The organism is Novacetimonas maltaceti, assembly GCF_002906255.1.
In the GTDB taxonomy this organism is placed as follows: domain Bacteria; phylum Pseudomonadota; class Alphaproteobacteria; order Acetobacterales; family Acetobacteraceae; genus Novacetimonas; species Novacetimonas maltaceti.
Genome location: NZ_POTC01000019.1, coordinates 1 through 18,436, shown reverse-complemented (window position 1 = coordinate 18,436; position 18,436 = coordinate 1). Strand labels below are relative to the sequence as shown.

Genomic DNA, 18,436 nt, shown 5'->3' with positions numbered 1-18,436 from the left:
ACATGTCCAGACCCGACCATGATGCGTCTTCACCGGGGCAGGCCCACGCGGAGGAAGGCGACCTGACGGGCGGGGCATGTTCTTCCCCCCTTTACGGGGTGCCCGACGATGCGGCCATCGCGGCGCGCACCGATGCCTATTTCAACCGCACCTGTGAAATCGTCACTCATTTCGGGGACTGCACGGTCACCTATGCGCTGTTCCTGCGCCGGCCGGTCGTCTCCGCCCCGCGCCTGATGGTCGACTGGCTGGCGCGGGTGGCGCAGGCACGTGGCATCAGCGTGACATGCGACGTGATGTTCCCCGAAGGGACGTGGGTGGGGGCGGGTGAACCGCTGGCCTATGTCACGGGGTCGTTCGCCCACCTTGCGGACCTTGAGACCCTGCTGCTGCAGCAGTTGGGGCCGGTCTGCGTGGCCGCGCACAATGCGTACCAGATGGCGCTGGCGCTGCCGAACGTGCGCTTCATGGCGATGGAGGCGCGGCATTGCGCCGGATATGAAATGCAGGTCCAGATGGCCTATGGCGCGTCGGTCGGCAGTCGCGCGGCACAGGCCGAAGGGGCGGTGGGCTTCATCGGGGGCGCCAATGACGCAACGGCGCCGTATTTCGACACCGCCTTCGGCCTTGGCACCATGCCGCATGCGCTGATCGGCTATGCCGGGTCCACCCTGCGCGCGGCGGAGATGTTCCACACCGTCTATCCCGATTCGGACCTTGTGGTGCTGGTGGATTACTTCGGCCGCGAACTGACGGACGCGCTGGAGGTATGCCGCCGCTTCCCCGACCTTGCGGCGGAGGGACGGCTGAGCGTGCGTCTCGACACGCATGGCGGGCGTTTCCTGGAGGGGCTGGACCCGCAGGGGTCGTATGCCGCGCTGGAACGCAACACGCCGGGCACGATCCGCCGCTACCGCTCGGACAAGGAACTGCGCTACCTTGTCGGCACAGGGGTGTCGGCCGCCGCGATCTGGCGCATGCGCGAGGTGCTGGATGCCGCAGGATTCCCGCGTGTGCGCATTGTCGCCTCCTCGGGCTTCAGCGTGGAAAAATGCCTCAGCATGGCGGATGCGCACGCGCCGGTGGATGTGATCGGCACGGGGTCGTTCATTCCCGACCGCTGGTCCGAAACCTATGCCACGGCGGATATCGTCGCCTATGACGGGGAGCCACGGGTCAAGGTCGGGCGGGAATTCCTGCTGCGCCATGCTCGCGGGCGCGATACGGTGCGCCATTCCTGACCGGCGGGCCGGGACCACATGGCGTCCCGGCATTGCCGTTCACACCAACGAAAGGGCCGATCGTGTCGGAAACTCTATTTGCTCCCGAAGGGGGCTGGCGTGTGCGTATCATCGACCTGTCCGGTGGCGCCGAAGACAATATCGTGGAGGATATCGGCGGTTTCCCCGACCTGATCCACGCCAACGCTTTTGCCCGCGCCTATGTCCGTGACAGCATCGAACGCTGCCGCAGCGCGGGCCTGTCGCCTAAGGAAGTGCTGCAGGCATGGTTCGCCTATGGCGAGGATGCCGAGGTGCTTGAAGCGGGGGAGAATGGCTGGCGCTCGGCCAATGAACTCGACGATTTCGCCGCCCACCGCGCCTCCGAAATGGAGCGGGACTGGCGCGCGCTCGACCCGCGCCGGGCGGAGGATGAGGACGCGGAGGACTGAGCCTGCCGCCATGGATGCGACGGTGCATCTGGTGACTGGTTTTTCCCACGCGATCCCCGCATAAAGGGCGCATGAAACTCCGTTTTGCGCCCAGTCCGACCGGACTGATCCATGTTGGCAACGCCCGGCAGGCCATCGCCAACGCCCTGTATGCCCGCCATTATGGCGGACGCTTCCTCCTGCGTATCGATGATACCGACGTGGCACGTTCCAGGGAGGAATATGTCACGGCCCTGCAGGCGGACCTGCAGTGGCTGGGCATCGAATGGGATGAATTCGTGCGGCAGTCGGACCGGCTGGATCGCTATGCGCTGGCGATCGAACATCTCAAGGCCACGGGGCGGCTGTATCCCTGTTTCGAGAGCGAGCAGGAGCTTGCCTCCAAGCGCGAGGCGCGGATTCGCGCGCGCAAGCCGCCGATCTATGACCGCGCGATGCTGAAGCTGACGCCGCAGCAGCGCGCGCAGGCCGAAGCCAATGGCAAGGTGCCGTACTGGCGCTTCCGCCTGTCGGACCGCATGGTGCGCTGGGACGACATGGTGATGGGCGAAAGCCGGGTGAAGCTGCCGTCGATTTCCGACCCCGTGCTGGTGCGCGCGGACGGGACGGTGCTGTATACGCTGGCCTCCGTCGTCGATGACATCGAAACCGGCATCACCCATGTGGTGCGCGGCGAGGACCATGTGACCAATACCGGCGTGCAGATCGACATTGCCGTGGCGCTGGGTGTTGCGGCGGACCATTTCCGTTTCGCGCACCTGCCGCTGCTGCTTGACGAGGGCGGCGGCAAGCTGTCGAAGCGGTTCGACGGCCTGTCGCTGCGTTCGCTCCGGCAGGACGGGATCGAGCCTTCGGCCATCGTCTCCTACCTCGCCCGTCTGGGCAGCGCGGATGACCCTGAGCCGATGTCCTTTGCCGAACAGGCGGCCAGTTACGATCTGTCGCGTGTCTCGCGCTCTGCCGCGCGGTTCGACATGCGCCAGCTTCTGGGGCTGAACCGCCGCATCATGCACACCATGTCGTTCGAGGAGGTGCGCCCGCGCCTGCCCGAAGGCGCGACGGAAGCCTTCTGGCTGGCGGTGCGGGGCAACGTGGACATGATTGGCGAACTGCGCCACTGGTGGGATGTGGTGGCTGGCTCCATCGTGCCGCCTGTCATGGAGGCGCAGGAGCGCGATTACCTGCTGAAAGCCGTGGACCTGCTGCCTGCGGAGCCGTGGGGGCCAGAGACGTGGAAAACGTGGACCACTGCCCTGAAGGAAGCAACGGGACGCACGGGCAAGGCCCTGTTCCACCCGCTGCGCCTTTCCCTGACGGGGGAGGAAAAGGGGCCGGAGATGCGCGACCTGCTGCCGCTGATGGGATATGACCGCGTGGCAGGGCGACTGCGGATCGCGGCACGGTAAGGGGATCAGGGCGCTGCCCTGAAACCCGGCAAAGGGCATTGCCCTTTGCAAACCAGCTGTTTTTCGAGTTTTGGAAAACAGATCAAAAGTTTTTGGTGAAGCTTTTTCAAAAAGCTTCAAAGAACACCGCCTTTTTCGATCAAAAGGCGGCACCCAAAAACTTTTAATACTTCTGTCTACTGCTGCCGTGCCTTGCGTCCGCGCGCCAGTTCCGTCACCACCCCGTGCAGCGTGCGCAGTTCCTGTTCCGTCACCTCGCCACGCAGGAAGAAATGCCGCAGGTTGCGCACCATGCCGGGGCGTTTCTGCTCATTACGCAGGAACCCGCAATCATCAAGGTCACCGATCAGGTGGCGCATGAAATTGTCCAGCTCCCCCTTGGTCGCGACATGGGTTTCGTTGGTCATCAGGGTGCGTGGCGGGGTGTCATCCTCCGTCATCCACCACTCATAGGCCATGATCATCACCGCCTGCGCCAGGTTCAGCGACATGAACGCGGGATTGAGCGGATAGCGGATCAGCGCATCGGCACGGGCCATGTCCTCGTTATCGAGGCCCGCGCGTTCCGGCCCGAACAGAAGCCCCGTGCGCAGCCCCCGGCGCGAGATCGCGCGCAGTTCGGCGGCCCCGCCACGCGCGGTCATCACCGGCTTGACGATATGGCGTGGGCGCGGGCAGGTGGCAAAGACATGGTGCAGGTCGGCCACCGCGTCATCGACGGTATCGAACACGGTCGCGGATTCAAGGATCCGGTCCGCGCCGGAGGCCGCCCGCCATGCCCGTTCCTGCGGCCATCCGTCGCGCGGGGCGACCAGGCGCATGTGGAACAGCCCGCCATTGGCCATCGCGCGCGCGGTGGTGCCGATGTTTTCGGCCATCTGCGGGCGGACAAGGATGACAACCGGGGCATTGCCGATGGGGCCGATATCCGCCCCGCCGTCGCGCCCGGTCATGCCTTCCTCCACGTCGTACCGCCCGGCCCGTCTTCCAGCACGATGCCCTGTTGCGCCAGTTCGTCGCGGATGGCGTCGGCACGGGCGAAATCACGCGCCTTGCGCGCCGCGAGGCGTTCGTCGATCAGGGCCTGTATCCGGCCTCCGTCCACCTGCGCATCGCCACGGAACCAGAGGTCAGGCGTGCTGCCGAGCAGCCCGATCAGATGTCCCGCCGCCCGCAGGTCACGCGCGCCCTGCGCGTCGCCCGCAAGCGCCCGGTCCGCCATCGCGTGCATTTCCGCAAGGGCGGCGGGGGTATTGAGATCCTCGCACAATGCGCGCACGAAGGCATCCGGTGGCGGGGTCGTGTCAGTAGCCCCGTCGTTGGGCAGCGTCGCAAGCGCGCGATAGAACCGGTCGAGCGTCTGGCGCGCGTCATCCAGCCCGTCGCGCGTGAAGTTCAGGACGGAGCGGTACTGCGCGCGCAGCAGCAGAAGGCGCAGCGCCTCTGCCGGGGTGTCGCGCAGCACGTCGCGCACCGTCAGGAAGTTGCCGAGGGATTTCGACATCTTCTCCCCATCCACCAGCAGCATCGCATTATGCACCCAGTGGTTGGCGAAACGCCCGTGCGGGTGGCAGCACATGCTCTGCGCGCGTTCGTTTTCATGGTGGGGGAACAGGAGGTCCGACCCGCCGCCGTGGATATCGAAGCTCTCGCCCAGATAATGGTACGACATGGCGGAACATTCGATGTGCCAGCCCGGACGTCCCCGGCCCCACGGACTGTCCCAGCCCGGCGTGTCCGCGTCAGAGGGCTTCCACAGCACGAAATCGCCCGGTGCGCGCTTGTAATCCGCGACCTCCACCCGGGCGCCTGCCATCAGGTCATCCGCGCTGCGGCCCGACAGTTCGCCATATTCGGGATAATCCGCGACGGAAAACAGGACATGGCCCTGTGCCTCATACGCATGCCCATTGTCGATCAGTTCGCGGATCATGCGCTGCATCTGTTCGATATGGTGGGTGGCGCGGGGTTCGATGTCGGGCGGCAGGATGGCGACGGCGGCCAGGTCCTCGTGGAAGTCACGGATGGTCCGCGCCGTCAGGGCGGCGATCGGTTCGTTGTTTTCGTGCGCGCGGGCGTTGATCTTGTCATCCACGTCCGTGATGTTGCGGACATAGGTGACGCGCGGATACAGGTGGCGCAGCAGGCGCACCAGCACGTCCGCCGTGACCATCGCGCGCAGGTTGCCGATATGCGCAAGGTCATAGACGGTCGGCCCGCAGTAATAGACGCGGACATTTTCAGGGTCGAGCGGCGTGAACGCAACCGTCTTGCGGCTTTTGCTGTCATGCAGGCTCAGGCGGGGCATTGTGTCGGACATGATGCGCCTAGATGCGCCAGACAGCGGGCCTGACGCAATACTCTTGTGGGTGGGACGGCAGGCGGGGTTGCGTGGTGTCAGCCGATCTCCTGGCCGATCTGCTTGATGTCATGGAAGGCAAGTTCGGGCTGCCCTTCTGCCGTGCGCCGCATCATGAACGCGGAAGACGCAAGGAAGACCGGGTCGCCATCGATATCGTCGGCCATGGCGCTGCGGTTGACGCTACAGAACGTCTCCAGCTTCTCACGCGGGCCGGTGACCCAGCGCGCAAGGTTGTAGGGCGTCGATTCGAAGCCGATCGACACGCCATATTCCCCTTTCAGCCGCGACTGCAGCACGTCCAGCTGCAGCGTGCCGACCACGCCGACGATCGGCGGCGAGCCGTCCTGCGGGCGGAACAGCTGCACCACCCCTTCTTCCGCCAGTTCGGTCAGCGCCTGGCGCAGCTTCTTGGCCTTCATCGCGTCGTCAAGGCGCACGCGGCGCAGGATTTCCGGCGCGAAGTAGGGCACGCCGGTAAAGCGCAGGTCCTCGCCTTCCGTCAGGGTATCGCCAATGCGCAGGGTGCCGTGGTTGGGGATGCCCACCACGTCGCCGGCAAAGGCTTCCTCCGCCAGCTGGCGGTCGCGTGCGAAGAAGAACTGCGGCGTGTGCAGGGCGAACTGCTTGCCGATGCGCACATGCTTGAGCCGCATGCCGCGCTGCAGTCTGCCCGAGCAGATGCGCGCGAACGCCATGCGGTCGCGGTGGTTGGGGTCCATGTTCGCCTGGATCTTGAACACCAGCGCGGTCATCGCTTCCTCGTCCGCATGGACGCTGCGTGTTTCGGTCGCCTGGTCGCGCGGCGGCGGCCCGAACGACGCCAGCGCGTCGAGCAGGTCGGTCACGCCGATTTCCTTCATGGCGCTACCGAAGAACACGGGGGTGAGGTGGCCCGCGTTGAAGCTTTCGAGGTCGAATTCCGGCAGCGCCGCCTCGGCGAGTTCCAGCTCCTCGGACAGCTGGACCATGCGCGGGTCCGACTGTTCCAGCGGTTCGGTCGTGTGCAGTTCGCGGCGGTACAGGTCATAGGTGCCGACGAATTTCGCAGCCCTTCCCACCGGCCATGTCGCGGGCGAGGTATCGAGCGCCAGCGAGGACGAGATTTCGTCAAGCAGCGCGAACGGGTCCTGAGCCTCGCGGTCCATCTTGTTGATGAAGGTGACGATGGGGATGTCACGCAGACGGCATATCTCGAACAGCTTGCGCGTGCGCGCCTCGATCCCCTTGGCGGCGTCGATCACCATCACCGCCGCGTCCACCGCCGTCAGCGTGCGGTAGGTATCTTCGGAGAAGTCCTCATGGCCCGGCGTGTCGAGCAGGTTGAAGATGCAGTCGCCATATTCGAATGTCATGACCGAGGTCACGACCGAAATGCCACGGTCACGCTCGATCCCCATCCAGTCCGAACGCGTGCGCCGCCGTTCCCCCTTGGCCCGCACGTTGCCCGCCATCTGGATCGCGCCGCCCGCACGCAGGATGCGTTCGGTCAGCGTGGTCTTGCCCGCGTCAGGGTGGGAGATGATGGCGAATGTCCGCCGCCGCGCGATCTCGTGCGCGATGGTGCCGGGCGCGGCCGGTGCGTCGGTGGTGGCGTCTGGTGTGGTGTCGGGGGGGGCGGCGGCGTTCATGGGCATATACCTTCGTGCGTCGCGCCATGCGCCGGCACGACAGGGGCGCGCGCCACGGGGGCACGCACGACAGGCCACAGGATACCGGGGCAGGGTGCGGGCCACAAAACAAAAGCCCACAAACACGTACGCCGGACGTGGAGGCAATGCCCCACGCCCGGCGCCATGACAGCCCGGTTCCGGGTGTGGATCAGCGAGAGTAGAATTCGATGACCAGGTTCGGTTCCATCTGGACCGGATAGGGAACGTCCGACAGCTTCGCCGTGCGCAGGAAGGTGCCCTTCATCTGGCGATGGTCGACTTCCATGTATTCCGGCACGTCGCGTTCGCCGCTCTGCGCCGCGTCGAGCACGATCGCCAGCTGCTTCGACTTCTCACGCACCTCGATCACGTCGCCATCACGCACCAGGTAGGACGGGATGTTGACCTTGCGGCCGTTGACCGTGATGTGGCCGTGGCTGATGAACTGGCGTGCCGCGAACGGGGTGATCGCGAACTTCATGCGGTACACGACCGCGTCCAGGCGACGTTCCAGCAGGTCGATCAGGTTTTCGGACGTATCGCCCTTGCGACGGACGGCTTCGTCATAATACTTGCGGAACTGCTTTTCGCCGATGTTGCCGTAGTAGCCCTTGAGCTTCTGCTTCGCCATCAGCTGGATGGAGAAGTCGGACGGCTTCTGCTTGCGGCGCTGGCCATGCTGGCCGGGGCCGTATTCGCGCTTGTTGACCGGGGACTTCGCACGGCCCCACAGGTTGACGCCAAGGCGACGGTTGATCTTGTACTTGCTCTCAAGGCGCTTGCTCATTGCGCGCTCTCTTTCTTCATCTGCATGGCGTGAACGTGGGCGCAAGGCCCGATAATGTCACGCCACGATGTGGCACCGGTAGGTCCTGTTCCCCATGAACAGGACGGGCGCGTCCCGCATTAACCGGCGCCGGGGGAGCAATCACCCCTGATTACAGGCACCGGCCGGTCCGTCCACGTTCCCGGCAGTCGGGCGCGTATAGGAGTACGGCGTTGCAATGTCAATTCCCGCGCGCCAGCGGTGGTATAAAAGCCGGTATCGTCATCATGGCCTTGCCTGTTATATCGGTGCCAGCCGTCCGGTGCGGGCGGCCGATCCGCATGATGCGTTCATAAAGCCGGGGGATTTTCACGATGGACACGCCATTTACGCAGCGCTGGGGCCTGTTTTGCGGGCTTGGGGTGGTGCTGGTTCTGCTGGGATTCGTGGCGTGGGTCGATGCCATCACGGTGACGATGGCCAGCACGATCCTGCTGGGCCTGCTGCTGTTCCTGGCCGGGACGATGCAGCTTGTGCATGCCTTTGTCGTGCGTGACTGGAGCGGGCGGCTGATGTCGATCCTAGGGGGCGCGCTGTATATCCTTGGCGGAACGCTGATGATGGAGGAACCGGCCACCGGGTCCATGGCCATCACCATCTTCCTGTCCGCCTGCCTTGTCGTCTCCGGCATCGGGCGGATCATCATGGCGATCCAGCAGCGCGGGCTGAACGGGTGGCAACTCATCCTTGCCGGTGGCGTCATCAGCCTGCTGGTCGGGGTTGTCCTTTACATCACCCTGCCTTGGTCGGGCCTGTGGCTGATCGGGACGTTCATTGCCGTCGAACTGATAGCGGCGGGCATCGGCTGGGTGCAGTTCGGGCTGGCGCTGCGCCAGGCGGCCTACCTGCCGCCAGGCGGCGATCTGTAGAAACGCTTCCTGCCGCCATGCGCGGCCCTGCGTGATGCGAAGCCCCGTCCGGTGACCCGGCGGGGCTTTTTTCATGGGCGGGGTACACGGATTCGTCACTCTCTCGTAACGGAATGTGGACAGGCGGCGGATGCGTGGCGTATCATGACGTACTCCGCATGACTGGCGACATGGGGTGGAAAGACCACCGGGAAGTGCGGATGGGTTCGTGCGCCGTTCGCCTGGGCATCCTCCCGCCATGATCGGAGCGTCTGCATGTCCGTAACATCCGGCCCGGCCGCCGGTCCCGCACCGGGCATGTCCCGACTGCTGGGGATCGGCCTTCTGGCGGCGGCGCTGTTTTCCATCACGTTCGTCCTGAACCGCGCCATGAGCCTGGGCGGCGGGCACTGGGTCTGGAGTGCGTCGCTGCGCTATTTCGACATGGCGCTGCTGCTGGCTGCGTGGCTGCTTGTGCGGCGTGGCCCGCACTATCTGGGGGCGGTCCTGCGCCTCTTTCGCGACCGGCCGGGGTTCTGGCTGCTGGCGGGCGGGGTCGGGTTTGGCGTGTTCTATGCCTGCTGCTGCTTTGCCGCCGACCATGCGCCGGGATGGATTGTCGCCGCGACGTGGCAGTTGACGATCCTTGCCACCCCGTTCGTGCTGCGGGCGTTCGGCATCCGCGTCCCGCTCCGTGGCCTTGTCTTTCTGGGGCTTATCTTCCTCGGCGTCCTGACGCTGAACCTGCAGCGTGCCGCCTCTGGCGTGGGGATGGCGCAGATACTGGCCGGTGTCGTCCCCGTCATGGTGGCGGCGGTGGCCTATCCGGTGGGGAACCAGTTGCTCAACCGTGCGAAACATGCGGGGGATGAGGCATCCGTGCTGCTGGCGGATCCCGTGGCGGGCGTGCTGCTGCTGACGCTGGGTGCGCTGCCGGTCTTCATCGGTCTGGTCCTGTTCGTCCGGCCCCCGCCGCCGGATGCCGCGCAGGTGGGGGCGACCGCCCTGATCGCGCTTGTCGCCGGGTGCCTTGCGACCACGCTGTTCCTTTACGCGCGCAACCTGTCGAACGACCCGCTGCGCATTGCGGCAGTGGATGCGACGCAGGCGGCGGAGGTCGCGTTTGCCCTGCTGGGCGAGATGTTCGTGCTTGGCGCGGCCCCGCCCGACCTGCCCGCCTGGCTCGGGCTGGTTGCGGTCATGGGCGGCCTGATCGGTTTCACGTTCCAGGAACGGGCGTAGGGACCGCTACCCGTTGCGCTGGTCCGTCGCGGCGGGCAGGTTCAGGATCTCGCGCAGGTGGGTGGCGGTGGTCGCGGCCTCGAACGCCGGGCCACCGGGCTGGAATTCCCGCGCGGTGGATAGCGGGCCGACGATCACCGGGTCCATGCCCGCGTCCCAGACCAGTCCCTGCGCCGTTTCCAGCGCCGCGCGGGAATCGCCCGCCAGCGGGATTCCCAGCCGTGGCGGCCTGCGCCATGCCTGCGCGGCGATGGTGGTCATGTCTTCCGAATTGAGGCCCCGCACCACCGCGCTGTTGGGGAACAGGTCGCGCGTGGTGATGCCCGCGCCCTGCTGCATCGCCAGCCGCGCGATGCCCCCGTCGCGCCATGAATAGGGATTGGTGGCGTCGAGGATGATCTTGTCCTCGGTATTGCGGCCGAGCGCCTGCGCCAGTTCCGGCAGCACGCCATAGGGCACGGCCAGCACGATCACATCGCCAAACAGCGCGGAATCGGCAGGGTTCCCGGCCCTGGCAAGGGGGTGGAACTTCCGTGCGAGGCGCTTTGCCCCGTCCATCCCCCTGGCGGAGAACATGATCTGGTGGCCCGCATGCGTCCACAACTGTCCCAGCGTCTCCCCCACATGGCCCGAGCCGATCATCCCGATCCGCAGCGGGGCGATGGCGCGGCCATGGCGCACGCGCAGCAGTGGCGACAGCGCGGCCCCGGCAATCGTTCCAAGGGCCATGCGGCGGGTCAGCGGGCAAGAAGACATGCGGAACGGGTACCTGGTCCTGTGGGATGAAAAGGGGATGGGGCTGTGCCGGTCGCCAATGGGACACGGGCAGAGTATGCGATGCCCGCGCGGCCTTTGAAACGAAAAAATCATGTCCCCATGGCCGCGTGGATGCAGTTGGTGCTTTGGCGTGGGTCGGCTATATTACATTGACGATTCCACGTGTCATGGCCCGCAGGAGAGACGCAGATGCCCGACGCCGACAGCCATGCGGATCATCCGCTGTCCGCCAGTCCACAGTCCGTCGCCGCCGATATCGCGCATGACCAGGCGGCCTCGACCGATGTGCCTGACCCCGGTCCCGTGCCGGGGGCGCAGCCGCTTGCCCCCGAAACCCGTGACGCCGCGGGCGATGCCGCCGATGCCGCCGCCGTGGCGACAGGGGGGAGTGCCGCCGTCGCCACCGCCGTCCCGCCGGAGTTGATGCCGTTCAAGGAACTGCTGCAACTGATGGGGGCGATCATTTTCGTGATGGTCCTGCTTGCGATTGGCTGGGCCGGTGCCCATGCGTCCGGTGTCTGGCCCGAATAAGGGGCCGTAATCGCGCGCGGCCCCGCCGTCAGGGCCGCGATGCGTCCAGCAGTGCGCCCAGCCCCTCGAATTCCGCCGGGGTCAGGGCGCGCGCCATCGCCACATTTTCGCTGACCTGCCGCGCGCTGGTCGCCCCCGCGATGACCGATCCGACGATGTCGTGCGACAGCAGCCAGCCGAAGGCGAGTTCGCCCAGGCTGCGGCCATGTTCCTTGCCAAAAGCCTCCAGCCGTTCCAGCAGCGCCCAGTTCGTCTCCGTCAGGTACCGTTCGCGCAGGTAGGTCCATGCCCCCAGTCGGCTTCCGGCCGGGGGCGGGGCATTGCGGGTGTATTTGCCCGTCAGCACGCCACTCGCCAGTGGGAAGTAGGGCAGCAGGCCCAGCCCGAAATGCCGCATCGCGGGGATGAGGTCACGCGCGGCCGCGCGGGCAAGCAGCGAGAATTCGTCCTGGCAACTGATGAACCCGCCGATACCCGCCGCGCGCGCCGTATGCTGCGCGTCGGCCACCTGCCATGCGGGCAGGTTGGAACACCCGGCATAGAGGATCTTCCCCTCCCGCGTCAGGTCATCGAGCGCGCGCAGCGTTTCCTCGATCGGGGTGTCGGGATCGGGGGCATGAAGCTGGTAGAGGTCGATGTAGTCCGTGCGCAGGCGACGCAGGCTGTCTTCGACCGCGCGGCGGATATAGCGGCGCGATGCCCCCTGCAGGTGGCCGTCGGGGTCCATGCGCATGCCGAATTTCGTCGCCAGCACGATGTCCCGGCGGCGCGGGCCAAGGATCGCGCCCAGTGCCTCCTCCGATGCGCCGGCATGGGCGTCGCGGCGACCATAGACATCGGCCACGTCAAACAGCGTGATCCCGCATTCCAGCGCCTGGTGCACGACCGCGCGGGAGGTGTCGAGGTCGATGCGCCCGCCAAGGTTGTTGCATCCCAGTCCGATGGCTGAAACCCGCAGGCCCGATCGGCCCAGATGACGCATCTGCATGGTCTGTTTCCCTTTGGGATATGGTTGATGGGAATGGAAGTTTTTGGTGAAGCTTTTTTCAAAAAGCTTCGAAAGACGCCACCTTTTTGGAAAAATGCGGCACCCAGAAACTTTTGTTTTCTAAAGAATTTTTAAAAACAGCTGGTTATGGCATGTCCAGTCCGACGGAAACCGGGCAATGGTCCGACAGGCGGGACTGTAGCGCGGGATCGTCCTCACGATACAGCATGACGCGCAGGCTGTCGGGCCGCAGCCATTGCCGCGCCTGATCGCCCAGCACGATGTGGTCGATGAAATAGGCCCCGCCCCAGCATGGGCTGGCCACCCCCACCGTCGGCGCCAGCAGCGGGCCGTTTTCGGACAGCATCGGCAGCATCACATCCCCCGGCCCCAGCATGTGATTGAAATCGCCCATGATGGCGAAAGGTTCGCCTTCGTCCTGCCGTTCCATGATCCAGTCCGTCAGGGCGGCCACCTGCCGGTACAGGGTGCGGCAGGCGGGGCGTCGGTCATCGGGGCCGCCATCGCGGCACCCGGCCTTCAGGTGGACCACCAGCACACGCAGGCTGGCGCGGCCATCACCCACCGTCACGTCCAGTCCGCTGCGCAGGTGACGGGGCGCATCGGGGGGATAGACATCCAGCGCACGCACATCCGGATGACGTGTTACGATCAGTCCGGCCCGCACGGCGAGCGCGGTTTTCTGCACCACGTCATCGCCGGATATGAGGATGCGGTAGCCGGGGGCAGGGAACAGGCGCGTGGCAAGTTCCGGCGTATCGACTTCCTCCAGCGCCGCGATGTCGGGGTGCAGGCGTGCCGCATATCGGGCCAGTCGCGCGATGTCCGTCCCGTCGCGCGGATGCACGTCGTCAGGCAGGGCACGGTCCCCTGCCGGGCGCGTGGTCAGCCAGTCGAGGTTCCACGTCGACAGCCGCAGCGTCGTGGCATGGGCCGTCCCGGCGGACAGGCACCCGCCACCGAACAGCAGCATCAGTGGAAATACGAACGGGCGCGGCAGGCGGGACATGCCCGACCTTACCGCGCCCGTTGTCACAAGGCAGCAGGGAAGGGAGGAAAAAGCCTCAGGCGGGCTGCGCCTGTGCCGCGGCAGCCGCCGTCGCGGCGCGCAGGGTCTCAATCGCGTCATGCACGCTGACGAAATGGCGCGAGGCCTCGTCAAGGATCACGACTTCGCCGCTGGGAATGTCATAGAACCAGCCCTGCAGCGTCAGCGTGTTGCGCGCCAGTCCCGCCGCCACCGCCGGGTGCGTGCGCAGGTGCGAGATCTGCAGCAGCACGTTCTGTTCCGCCAGGCTGCGCACGGAGGCCGGCCCCGCGTCGGAGACTTCGAGCACCGCACGCGCCGCTTCCGCGTTGCGCAGCCACGAGGCGACGGTCGGCATCTTCGCCAGCTTGGACGGGTCGGGGTCGAGCAGCGCCTTCATCGCGCCGCAGTCCGAATGACCGCAGACAATGATGTGCGAGACCTTGAGTGCGAGGACCGCATATTCGATGGCCGACGACACACCACCCAGCATCTCCCCATAAGCCGGGACGATGTTGCCAATGTTGCGCAGGACAAACAGTTCGCCGGGCTTCGTCTGCGTGATCAGGCTGGGGTTCACGCGGCTGTCGGCGCAGGCGATGAACAGGGTGCCGGGGGACTGCTGGTCCGCAAGGCTTGCGAACAGTTCGCGGTTCTTCGGGAAGACCTCGGTATTGAAACGTTCCACGCCATGCAGAAGGTCAATCAGAGTTTCACGGGCATTCGTATCGGTCATGTCGGCACTCCTGTCACGTTATGTCCGGAACGGTAACACCCAATCATGAACAGGGGTTCTGATAGGAAGTGTCATTCCTGTTTTCTATACAGTTTAATGCGTAAAGTAAACAAGCGTTCCCTTATGAAGTCATTCAGAAATACTATGTAAATGTAATTAAAAAATGTTCATGTTTGTACAGGGTTTTGTTAATAAATGCGTATATTCATGGTTATATTATACTGAAACAGGGCATCATTTCAGGGATATTGCAAAAAAAAAGGCGGAGCCACCGGCCCCGCCCTTGATGAAGATACCCGGCCCATGGGGCCGCGCTGTCAGCCCTTGAGCATGTCGGGCAGGGCCTTGCGGATCGCGTCCAGCGCCGCCTGTGCCTTGCTGATGTCCGGGCCACCGGCCTGCGCCATGTCGCGGCGGCCACCACCACCCTTGCCGCCCATCGCCGCACTGGCGAGGCGCACGAGGGCCACGGCATCCACCTGTTCCGCGCGGTCGGTGGTGACGGCGACGACAATGCTGCCCTTGCCATCGGCGGTGGAGACGAGCGCCACCACGCCGGAGCCGATTTCCTTGCGCAGCGAATCCGCCAGCGGCTTGAGCTCCTTGGGCGGCAGGTCACCGACATTGCGCGCGACAAGGCTGGTCCCGGCCACCTCCTCGACCTTCGGCGTGCCGTCGCCACCGGCGGCAAGCTTGCGCTGAAGGTCGGACAACTGGCGTTCCATGACCTTGCGTTCCTCCAGCAGAACCGCAAGGCGCTCTGGCGCTTCGGCCGGGGTGACGCGCATCATCGCGGCCATCTGGAACAGGCGCTGTTCCGTGGTGACGGCGGCTTCTTCCGCCGCCTTGCCGGTCACGGCCTCGATCCGGCGCACGCCGGAGGAGACGCCGTTTTCCGCCGTGATGCGGAACAGGCCGATATCGCCCGTGCGCCGCACATGCGTGCCCCCGCACAGTTCGATCGACCATGCGGCGCGCCCGTCTTCCGGCGCGCCCATCGACACGACGCGGACCTCATCGCCGTATTTTTCGCCAAACAGGGCCATCGCCCCCTGTTCGATCGCCTCTTCGGGCGTCATGTGACGGGTCGTGACCTCGGTATTCTCGCGGATGCGGGCATTCACCTCGGCCTCGATATCCGCCAGTTCCTCCGGCGTGATCGGGCGCGGCTGGCTGACGTCAAAGCGCAGGCGGTCCGGGGCGTTCAGGCTGCCTTTCTGCGTGACATGCGCGCCAAGGCGGCGGCGCAGCGCCTCGTGCAGCAGGTGAGTCGCGGAGTGGTGCGCGCGGATCGCGCTGCGGCGTTCATGGTCAACGCGCGCGGTGACGGCCTCACCGGGATGGACGGTCCCCTCGATCACGGTGCCGGTATGCACCAGCAGGTCGCCCAGCTTCTTCTGCGTGTCGGTCACGGCGATCTGCAGGCCCTTGGCCGTGATCATGCCGGTATCGCCCACCTGGCCGCCGCTTTCGCCATAGAAGGGCGTCTGGTTCAGCAGGATTTCCACCTTCGTGCCGGGGCCTGCCGCATCGACGCTGACGCCATCGACGACGACCGCCTGCACTTCGGCATCGGAGACCTCGGTCGTGTAGCCAAGGAATTCGGAGGCGCCGAATTTGTCACGCGCCTCGAACCACACGGTCTCCGTTGCGCTGTCGCCCGACCCGCTCCATGCCGCGCGCGCACGCTGGCGCTGGACTTCCATCGCCTCGTCAAAGCCCGCGACATCCACCTCATGATGGCTGTTGCGCAGCGCGTCCTGCGTCAGGTCAAGTGGGAAGCCGAACGTGTCATATAGCTTGAACGCCACCGCCCCCGGCAGGGGCGCGCCCGGGGCAAGGTGGGAGGTTTCGTCCTCCAGCAGCGCAAGGCCACGATCCAGCATCGCCTTGAAGCGCTCTTCCTCCCCGCGCATCGTCTCCTCGATCAGGGCGCGCGCCTGCACCAGTTCGGGATAGGCACTGCCCATCTGCCGGATCAGGGCGGGCACCAGCCTGTAGAAGGTGGGCTCGGTCGTGCCCATCATGTGCAGGTGGCGCATCGCGCGGCGCATGATGCGGCGCAGGACATAGCCGCGCCCGTCCTTGGACGGCAGGACGCCATCGGCGATCAGGAAGGAGGTGGAGCGCAGGTGATCGGCCACCACGCGGTGGCTGGCGTTGAACGGCCCGTCCGGGTCCTGTCCCGTGACCTCGGCCGAGGCGAGGATCAGGGCGCGGAACGTGTCGATGTCATAATTGTCGCGCTTGCCCTGCAGGATCGCGGCAAAGCGTTCCAGCCCCAGTCCGGTGTCGATCGACGGGCGGGGCAGGGGGGAGCGCACGCCCGGCGGGTTTTCGAAATACTGCATGAACACGAGGTTCCAGATCTCGGTAAACCGGTCCCCGTCCTCGTCCGGGGAACCCGGAGGTCCGCCCGCGACTTCCGGCCCGTGGTCGTAGAAGATTTCCGAACACGGACCGCACGGCCCCGTGTCGCCCATGCGCCAGAAATTGTCGGTGGTGGGGATGCGGATGATGCGGCTGTCGGGCAGGCCCGCGATCTTGCGCCACAGGGCCGCGGCTTCCTCGTCCTCGGAATAGACGGTGGTCAGCAGCCGGTCCTTGGGCAGGCCGAACGTGCCGGTCACCAGTTTCCATGCCAGTTCGATCGCCTCGGCCTTGAAATAGTCGCCGAAGGAGAAATTCCCCATCATTTCGAAGAAGGTATGGTGGCGCGCGGTATAGCCGACATTGTCGAGGTCGTTATGCTTTCCGCCCGCGCGCACGACCTTCTGCGCCGTGGTGGCGCGGGAGTAGGGGCGGGTTTCCTGGCCGGTAAAGACATTCTTGAACTGGACCATGCCTGCATTGGTGAACAGCAACGTCGGGTCGTTGTTGGGAACCAGTGACGAGGATGGAACGATCTGGTGTCCGTTCGCGGCGAAATAGTCCAGAAAAGTGGCGCGAATGTCATTTGTTGTTGGCATGGCGGAAAACAGACGATCCTGTGGTGAAAGAAATTGCGATCTTGGTTCCCTTCACCTAGCGCACGCGCAACGCCACAGGAAGGGTACACATGACCCGGCCCGTCACATGATGTCGTGTGCCGGGATCGACTGTGCAATGTAGCCGCGTACGAAGACGAGGAAAATGGACATGACATGGCATGCACAACGCGACTGGCCCCTTCTGGAATCGGGCCTTGCGGGACGGTTGCGTCGCGACAGCATGGAGGACTGGGAACGCTTCATCCACCATCCCTTTGTGAAGGGACTGGCGGATGGGACGCTGCCGCAGGAGGAATTCAGGCGGTTCCTGATCCAGGATTACCTCTACCTGATCCAGTACACCCGCGCCTGTGCGCTGTCGGTCCATAAATCGACCACGGTGGAGGACATGCGCGCGGCCGCCGCGCTGGTGTCGGGTATCCTTGATACCGAACTGCCGCTGCATGTGGGGTACTGCAGGGGGTGGGGCATTGACGAGGACATGTTGCGCCGCGCGCCGGAATCGCTCGAATTGCTGGCCTACAGTCGCTTCATCCTTGACCGCGCGCAGACGGGCGACCTGCTGGACCTGCAGGTGACGCTTGCCCCGTGCATGATCGGGTATGGGGAGATCGGCGCACGGCTGCATGCCGATCCTGCTACCCTGCGGGAAGGAAATCCCTACTGGTCATGGATCGCGCTGTATGGCGGGCAGGAATTCACGGATCTGGTGGAGGGCGGAATCCATCGCCTGAACATGCTGGGAACACAGTATGGGGCCGAGGCCCGCTATCCCATGCTGCTTGCGGAGTTCAGCACGGCGGTCCGTCTGGAAGCCGCGTTCTGGGAAGCAGGGCGCAGCCTGGGCCTGTGAGGCAGGGCTGTTGCCGATGCCGGCTACATGGACTCCGGCAAGCGACGTTCTGGGCGCCTTTTCCTGAACGGTGGCGGCGTCTGAAGCTTTTTGAAAAAAGCTTCACCAAGAACTTTTATACTTCCTGAGTATTGTACAGCAAAAAGGGAGTGCCGAGGCACTCCCTTCTGCTGAAACCAGTCTGTCTGACCGTGTGATCAGTGCAGGATGATTTCGACGCGACGGTTCTGGGGTTCGCGCGTATCCGGGCCGGTCGGGACCAGCGGGTGCGCTTCGCCATAGCCGTGGATGTCGATGGCGTTGGCAGGCACGCCGTCACGGATCAGTTCAGCCTTCACGCTGTCGGCGCGACGCATGGACAGGCCCATGTTGTACTTCTCGCCACGCGGGCCGGGATGGGCTGCCGAGTTATCGGTGTAGCCATTGACCTCGATGCGGGTGGTCTGGACGTGGGTGGACGCCTGAGCGGCTTCGGCCACGATCTCACGCGCACGGCCGGTGAGGGCTG

17 protein-coding genes and 1 riboswitch are annotated in these 18,436 nt (G+C 65.2%); of the genes, 7 read left to right on the top strand and 10 right to left on the bottom strand.

Annotated elements, in window-relative coordinates; genetic code table 11:
* Positions 1 to 2 precede the first annotated feature (2 nt).
* The 3 genes from KMAL_RS08480 (at position 3) to gltX (ending at position 3,078) form a co-directional block, all read left to right on the top strand.
* Entirely contained in the window at positions 3 to 1,241 is a 1,239-nt protein-coding gene (locus KMAL_RS08480; RefSeq protein ID WP_239020030.1) for a beta/alpha barrel domain-containing protein, read from the top strand.
* Between the two features lie 62 nt (positions 1,242 to 1,303).
* Positions 1,304 to 1,672: a hypothetical protein gene (locus KMAL_RS08475; protein WP_110095303.1), complete on the top strand. Its 369-nt coding sequence runs from the start codon at positions 1,304 to 1,306 to the stop codon at positions 1,670 to 1,672.
* A gap of 71 nt (positions 1,673 to 1,743) precedes the next feature.
* Positions 1,744 to 3,078, top strand: a complete 1,335-nt coding sequence (gltX, locus tag KMAL_RS08470) for a glutamate--tRNA ligase (protein WP_110095277.1) — start codon at positions 1,744 to 1,746, stop codon at positions 3,076 to 3,078.
* A gap of 176 nt (positions 3,079 to 3,254) precedes the next feature.
* On the opposite strand, the gene KMAL_RS08465 is transcribed toward gltX, so the two are convergent.
* The 4 genes from KMAL_RS08465 to rpsD form a co-directional block, all read right to left on the bottom strand.
* Positions 3,255 to 4,031 (bottom strand): RNA methyltransferase, encoded by a 777-nt coding sequence (locus tag KMAL_RS08465; RefSeq protein ID WP_180999777.1) that lies wholly within the window; start codon positions 4,029 to 4,031, stop codon positions 3,255 to 3,257.
* Positions 4,028 to 5,398, bottom strand: a complete 1,371-nt coding sequence (gene cysS / locus KMAL_RS08460) for a cysteine--tRNA ligase (protein WP_110095275.1) — start codon at positions 5,396 to 5,398, stop codon at positions 4,028 to 4,030. Before cysS ends, KMAL_RS08465 begins: the two co-directional genes overlap by 4 nt.
* A gap of 77 nt (positions 5,399 to 5,475) precedes the next feature.
* Complete coding sequence (locus KMAL_RS08455; RefSeq protein ID WP_180999776.1) at positions 5,476 to 7,074, bottom strand: peptide chain release factor 3; 1,599 nt, start codon at positions 7,072 to 7,074, stop codon at positions 5,476 to 5,478.
* A 184-nt stretch (positions 7,075 to 7,258) separates the two neighbouring features.
* Positions 7,259 to 7,876 (bottom strand): 30S ribosomal protein S4, encoded by a 618-nt coding sequence (gene rpsD / locus KMAL_RS08450; RefSeq protein WP_110095274.1) that lies wholly within the window; start codon positions 7,874 to 7,876, stop codon positions 7,259 to 7,261.
* Positions 7,877 to 8,229: 353 nt separating this feature from the next.
* On the opposite strand from rpsD, the gene KMAL_RS08445 reads away from it, so the two are divergent.
* Positions 8,230 to 8,784 carry an HdeD family acid-resistance protein gene (locus KMAL_RS08445; protein WP_110095273.1) on the top strand — a complete coding sequence of 185 codons (555 nt, stop codon included), beginning with the start codon at positions 8,230 to 8,232 and terminating at the stop codon, positions 8,782 to 8,784.
* Between the two features lie 148 nt (positions 8,785 to 8,932).
* A riboswitch (ZMP/ZTP riboswitch) is annotated at positions 8,933 to 9,018 on the top strand.
* Positions 9,019 to 9,039: 21 nt separating this feature from the next.
* Complete coding sequence (locus tag KMAL_RS08440) at positions 9,040 to 10,005, top strand: multidrug resistance efflux transporter family protein (protein ID WP_239020029.1); 966 nt, start codon at positions 9,040 to 9,042, stop codon at positions 10,003 to 10,005.
* A gap of 6 nt (positions 10,006 to 10,011) precedes the next feature.
* Here KMAL_RS08440 and KMAL_RS08435 read toward each other — a convergent pair whose 3' ends face one another.
* A complete protein-coding gene (locus KMAL_RS08435) occupies positions 10,012 to 10,761 on the bottom strand; it encodes an NADPH-dependent F420 reductase (RefSeq protein WP_110095272.1) in 750 nt (249 codons plus the stop codon).
* A 210-nt stretch (positions 10,762 to 10,971) separates the two neighbouring features.
* On the opposite strand from KMAL_RS08435, the gene KMAL_RS08430 reads away from it, so the two are divergent.
* Positions 10,972 to 11,313, top strand: coding sequence for a hypothetical protein (locus tag KMAL_RS08430; RefSeq protein WP_110095271.1), 342 nt, complete (start codon positions 10,972 to 10,974; stop codon positions 11,311 to 11,313).
* 28 nt (positions 11,314 to 11,341) lie between these two features.
* Here the strand turns inward: KMAL_RS08430 and KMAL_RS08425 are convergent, their stop codons facing one another.
* The 4 genes from KMAL_RS08425 to alaS form a co-directional block, all read right to left on the bottom strand.
* Positions 11,342 to 12,301 (bottom strand): aldo/keto reductase, encoded by a 960-nt coding sequence (locus tag KMAL_RS08425; protein WP_110095270.1) that lies wholly within the window; start codon positions 12,299 to 12,301, stop codon positions 11,342 to 11,344.
* Positions 12,302 to 12,446: 145 nt separating this feature from the next.
* Complete coding sequence (locus KMAL_RS08420) at positions 12,447 to 13,295, bottom strand: endonuclease/exonuclease/phosphatase family protein (protein ID WP_110095300.1); 849 nt, start codon at positions 13,293 to 13,295, stop codon at positions 12,447 to 12,449.
* A gap of 91 nt (positions 13,296 to 13,386) precedes the next feature.
* Positions 13,387 to 14,085 (bottom strand): carbonic anhydrase, encoded by a 699-nt coding sequence (locus KMAL_RS08415; RefSeq protein ID WP_110095269.1) that lies wholly within the window; start codon positions 14,083 to 14,085, stop codon positions 13,387 to 13,389.
* Positions 14,086 to 14,402: 317 nt separating this feature from the next.
* Positions 14,403 to 17,054: an alanine--tRNA ligase gene (alaS, locus tag KMAL_RS08410; RefSeq protein WP_110095268.1), complete on the bottom strand. Its 2,652-nt coding sequence runs from the start codon at positions 17,052 to 17,054 to the stop codon at positions 14,403 to 14,405.
* Positions 17,055 to 17,223: 169 nt separating this feature from the next.
* Here alaS and tenA point away from each other — a divergent pair, with 169 nt between their 5' ends.
* On the top strand, positions 17,224 to 17,928 hold the full coding sequence (tenA, locus tag KMAL_RS08405) for a thiaminase II (RefSeq protein ID WP_110095299.1): 705 nt from the start codon (positions 17,224 to 17,226) through the stop codon (positions 17,926 to 17,928).
* A 197-nt stretch (positions 17,929 to 18,125) separates the two neighbouring features.
* Here tenA and KMAL_RS08400 read toward each other — a convergent pair.
* The coding region (locus KMAL_RS08400; protein ID WP_146044184.1) for an OmpA family protein at positions 18,126 to 18,436 on the bottom strand (311 nt) is incomplete at its 5' end.

Excerpts from the sequence above, each read along its gene's own strand:
- KMAL_RS08480 (WP_239020030.1), top strand. The coding sequence starts at position 3 with ATGTCCAGACCCGACCATGATGCGTCTTCACCGGGGCAGGCCCACGCG.
- gltX (WP_110095277.1), top strand. The coding sequence starts at position 1,744 with ATGAAACTCCGTTTTGCGCCCAGTCCGACCGGACTGATCCATGTTGGC.
- KMAL_RS08465 (WP_180999777.1), bottom strand. The coding sequence starts at position 4,031 with ATGACCGGGCGCGACGGCGGGGCGGATATCGGCCCCATCGGCAATGCC.
- cysS (WP_110095275.1), bottom strand. The coding sequence starts at position 5,398 with ATGTCCGACACAATGCCCCGCCTGAGCCTGCATGACAGCAAAAGCCGC.
- KMAL_RS08455 (WP_180999776.1), bottom strand. The coding sequence starts at position 7,074 with ATGCCCATGAACGCCGCCGCCCCCCCCGACACCACACCAGACGCCACC.
- rpsD (WP_110095274.1), bottom strand. The coding sequence starts at position 7,876 with ATGAGCAAGCGCCTTGAGAGCAAGTACAAGATCAACCGTCGCCTTGGC.
- KMAL_RS08445 (WP_110095273.1), top strand. The coding sequence starts at position 8,230 with ATGGACACGCCATTTACGCAGCGCTGGGGCCTGTTTTGCGGGCTTGGG.
- KMAL_RS08440 (WP_239020029.1), top strand. The coding sequence starts at position 9,040 with ATGTCCGTAACATCCGGCCCGGCCGCCGGTCCCGCACCGGGCATGTCC.
- KMAL_RS08435 (WP_110095272.1), bottom strand. The coding sequence starts at position 10,761 with ATGTCTTCTTGCCCGCTGACCCGCCGCATGGCCCTTGGAACGATTGCC.
- KMAL_RS08430 (WP_110095271.1), top strand. The coding sequence starts at position 10,972 with ATGCCCGACGCCGACAGCCATGCGGATCATCCGCTGTCCGCCAGTCCA.
- KMAL_RS08425 (WP_110095270.1), bottom strand. The coding sequence starts at position 12,301 with ATGCAGATGCGTCATCTGGGCCGATCGGGCCTGCGGGTTTCAGCCATC.
- KMAL_RS08420 (WP_110095300.1), bottom strand. The coding sequence starts at position 13,295 with ATGCTGCTGTTCGGTGGCGGGTGCCTGTCCGCCGGGACGGCCCATGCC.
- KMAL_RS08415 (WP_110095269.1), bottom strand. The coding sequence starts at position 14,085 with ATGACCGATACGAATGCCCGTGAAACTCTGATTGACCTTCTGCATGGC.
- alaS (WP_110095268.1), bottom strand. The coding sequence starts at position 17,054 with ATGCCAACAACAAATGACATTCGCGCCACTTTTCTGGACTATTTCGCC.
- tenA (WP_110095299.1), top strand. The coding sequence starts at position 17,224 with ATGACATGGCATGCACAACGCGACTGGCCCCTTCTGGAATCGGGCCTT.